This is a genomic window from Marinobacter sp. L-46, from assembly GCF_056859535.1.
This window is the reverse complement of record NZ_JBSXOP010000006.1, coordinates 1-3,716: the sequence shown is the minus strand read 5'-3', so window position 1 is coordinate 3,716 and position 3,716 is coordinate 1. Positions and strand designations below refer to the sequence as shown.

General features: G+C 57.2%; 3 protein-coding genes and 1 pseudogene. 3 read left to right on the top strand and 1 reads right to left on the bottom strand.

Translation table 11 applies throughout. The features are described from left to right. Positions 1-147: 147 nt before the first annotated feature. Genes AC13DJ_RS00130 through AC13DJ_RS00120 form a run of 3 tightly spaced genes read left to right on the top strand, consistent with a single transcriptional unit; the run spans position 148 to position 3,409 of the window. Positions 148-1,410 carry a tyrosine-type recombinase/integrase gene (locus AC13DJ_RS00130; RefSeq protein WP_008170044.1) on the top strand — a complete coding sequence of 421 codons (1,263 nt, stop codon included), beginning with the start codon at positions 148-150 and terminating at the stop codon, positions 1,408-1,410. Beyond that, the gene (locus AC13DJ_RS00125) at positions 1,407-2,396 is read left to right on the top strand and encodes a tyrosine-type recombinase/integrase (RefSeq protein ID WP_278350163.1); all 990 of its coding nucleotides are present in this window, start codon (positions 1,407-1,409) and stop codon (positions 2,394-2,396) included. Before AC13DJ_RS00130 ends, AC13DJ_RS00125 begins: the two co-directional genes overlap by 4 nt. Beyond that, entirely contained in the window at positions 2,393-3,409 is a 1,017-nt protein-coding gene (locus AC13DJ_RS00120; protein WP_058092803.1) for a tyrosine-type recombinase/integrase, read from the top strand. The genes AC13DJ_RS00125 and AC13DJ_RS00120 overlap by 4 nt, the downstream gene beginning before the upstream one ends. Positions 3,410-3,520: 111 nt before the next feature. On the opposite strand, the pseudogene AC13DJ_RS00115 reads toward AC13DJ_RS00120, so the two are convergent. Further along, positions 3,521-3,716 (bottom strand): annotated as a pseudogene (locus AC13DJ_RS00115) (IS21 family transposase); the annotation flags it as partial.

Here is a 3,716-nt window from a genome sequence, read left to right as displayed (position 1 = left end):
ATCCGGATTATGTTCCCAATCCCATTATGTTCCGTTCACCCTGGAAGCCCTTGAATCCATAGGGAGGATCCCGTGTAAAAGGACACATAACGACAGATGCCGTTTGGGCGCATGATTTCCTTTCCTACATCCAGAAAGGAGATTGTCATGTTAGAACATTACTTCGTTAAGCCCGATACCATCGATGCGATCCGCGCTTCCTGGATCGCGGAACCGATTGAGCAGTACGTTGCGTGGTTAGCCGGGCACGGATACAGGCCCAGGGTAATCTTGCGGCGAGTCCCACTCCTGAGGCAGTTTGGCGAGTTTGCTCGCGATCATGGTGCCACGCAGTGGAGCGAGCTTCCGACTCATGTCGAGCCTTATGTAAAGCACTGGGTAAAGGTTCACGCCAAGAACGCATACCAGGCAAAGCGATGGGTGGCTAATGATGCTCGTACACCGATCGAGCAATTGCTGTCCCTGATGTTGCCCGATTTCCGCGGAACAGGTCGGAGACGGACCAGCCAAGATCCCTTCCTGGTTCAGGCACCGGGGTTCTTTGTTTATCTGCGTGAAGAACGGGGCCTGCGCGAGCTGTCTCTCCGGCACTATGGCCATTATCTGCATAACCTGGAAGCCTACCTGGCGCGAATCAACCTGCTGCATTTGTCCGAGCTCACTCCAGCCATACTCAGTGCGTTTGTGGTGGAGAGCGGTCGCCGATTGAGCCCGCATTCTATGACGGGGCTGTGCAGCTCCTTGCGAGTCTTCCTGCGCTACCTGTACCGCGAGCAGCTGATCAATCGCGATCTCGGCGCTACCGTAGAGTCCCCGCGTCGGTATCAGCTGGCCGATCTCCCGCGTTCGATCTCCTGGGACGACGTCCGGCGCATGCTAGATGTTGTTGATCGGCGCAGTGCTCTGGGCAAGCGCGACTATGCCATTCTACTTTTGCTCGTCACGTATGGACTGCGCGGCCATGAGGTGGCCGGATTGACACTGGAGCATATTGACTGGAAGAGAGAACGCCTGTTGGTGCCGCAGCGCAAGGCGGGACACACCACTGCGTACCCTCTCTCTTCAGTAGTAGGCGAAGCTATTCTCGACTACTTAAAAAATGCACGCCCACACGTCGAGGAGCGAAGGCTGTTTTTCCGGGTTCTGGCGCCCGTCCGACCTGTGACGGCGGTTACTGTGTCCAGCCGCGCGACGCACTACCTGCGCAAAGCGGGTATTAATGTCCGTCGCCCAGGTTCGCACACCTTGCGCCACACTTGCGTACAGCGATTGGTCGATGCCGAGTTCAACTTCAAGGTCATCGGCGATTACGTTGGTCATGCGTCGCCAAGTTCCACCCGCATCTATACCAAGGTGGACGTGGAAACCCTGCGCATGGTGGCGCTGGGCCACGAGGAGGTGCTGCCATGACCGCCTCCTTCCACAGCGTACTAGGCAAGGATTTTTCGGCTTACTTGAGTTACAAGCGCGCGCTGGGCCGAAAATTTGATACTGAAGAGCTCGCCTTGCAATTATTCGATCGCTTTTTGGTCGAGGAACGGGTGAGTGATGCGGCGTTAGTGCAACCGGCGTTGATTGAGGCCTTTCTCGCTTCGCGGCCACGCACTCGCCCACGCAGCTATAACCACCTCTTGGGGGTGCTCCGCTGCTTTTTTGCCTGGCAGGTGGCCCAGGAGCGGCTAGCGCATTCTCCGGTTCGTGCTCACCCTCAGCCGGTGACTTCCCAGCTTAAACCCTTCCTGTTCGAACCGGCTCAGGTGGAAGACATCCTGACGTTGGCGTCACAGCTTCCGGACAATTCCCGGGCACCCTGTCGTGGCATGGTCTACCGAACAATCTTCTCGCTGATGTACGGTTTGGGCCTGCGTGTCGGCGAGATTGTGCATCTTCGGTATCGCGACGTCGATTGCCAGCGCAGCCTTCTGGTGATCGACAAGAGCAAGTTTGGCAAGACGCGTTTGGTCCCCTTTGGCCCGCGCATGGCGCAACAGATCGCTGTCTATCTGCAGTTTGGCGTTGATCGGTATGGGTCATGGCAGCCGGATGATCCGGTATTTTCTTTCAGCTTTTTCCCAGAGCGCAAGCCAATGCGTATTGAGACGGTCAGTCAGACATTTCACCACTTGATACTGAAGATGGATCCGTACGTGCCACCTGGCGTACGCCAACCTCATCTGCACTGCCTGCGCCATTCCTTCGCGGTCGCAACTCTGCTCCGCTGGTATCGCACCGGCGTGGATCCCAATCAACGGCTCTTTCATCTATCAACCTTCATGGGCCATGCCGACCCGGCATCGACTGCCTGGTATCTGACCATCACCGAAGCACTGCTCCGGGAGGCGAGCCAACGGTTCGAGCGATTCGCCGATCCCCGCAGAGAGGAGGAGCTATCATGACGGATCAATTGGGGCGTCTCGTCTTTGCCTTCGTAGAAGATCACCTTAAATGCCAACGGGGGCTGCGCCCGGCCAGTATCCGAAGTTATAAGGAGAGCCTGCGCCTGTTCTTGCAATTCGCTGCAAAGGATAAGCATTGCCGGATCACCCGCTTGGAACTGGCTGATCTCACTGGCGAGCGAGTGCGCCATTTTTTGCAACACCTTGAACAGGAACGTGGTAATGGGGTTAGAACCCGAAACCAGCGCCTGGCGGCGCTGCATACCTTCTTCGAGTATCTTGCCGGCCGTGAGCCCTGCGTGCTCGGGGAAGCACAGCAAATTGCTTCCATTCCCGTCAAACGCTGGCAACCGGGCGAGACTCTGTATCTCGAACGCGACGAGATTAATGCTCTGTTCGCTGCCTTGCCCACCGACCACCCTCAGGCTCTGCGCGACCAAGCCTTGCTTCGCTTCCTTTATAACACCGGAGCACGCGTACAGGAGGTAGCGGATCTGCGCGCAACGCACCTGGAACTCGGTTCTGAGCCCCGAGTACGGCTGCATGGTAAAGGTGACAAATGGCGTACCTGTCCTTTGTGGACGCGAACAGCGGGTCTGATGCAGGACTTACTGGAGCAAAATCGGCAACGACGCCACTCCAATGACGCTGTCTTCCTAGCCCGCAACAGTGCGCCGCTGACCAGATTTGGTATCTACAAGATCGTGCGGCGTCATACCGTCAAGGTGGTGAAGAAAAGCGCAGATGGCACAGTGCGGCACATCTCACCCCATGTCTTACGCCACACGACGGCCGTGCATTTGCTTGAAGCAGGTGTCGAGGTCAACGTCATCCGCGCCTGGCTTGGACACGTCAGTTTGGAGACCACCAACCGATACGCCGAGATCACCCTCCGAATGAAAGTGGACGCGCTGCGCACCTGTGAGCCTATTTGGGATTCTCCGGCGGAGTCCCACCGAAAGCCAGTATGGCGATCCAATTCCGAGCTGCTGCAATGGCTGGAATCCCTGTGATCGTTATGTGCCCCAGTGCAAGGGGGCCTCCCTATGGTTTCAAGGTCTTCTAAAGTGAACGGAACATAATGGGATTGGGAACATAATCCGGATTATGTGTCCCGGCACATAATCCGGAACCACCAGTTCCGGCACGCCGCCCAAGAACTCGAAAGTCCGGATGTGAGAGCCGATCCAGTCCGGCAGGGTCTGGCTCCAGGTGGCCTCGGCGTAGGTGTAATTGGACGCACCCATCACCGCCACAAAGACTTGCGCCTCATGGATCTCACCGGTGGTGCGATCAATGACGGGCACCGTGTGCCCAGCA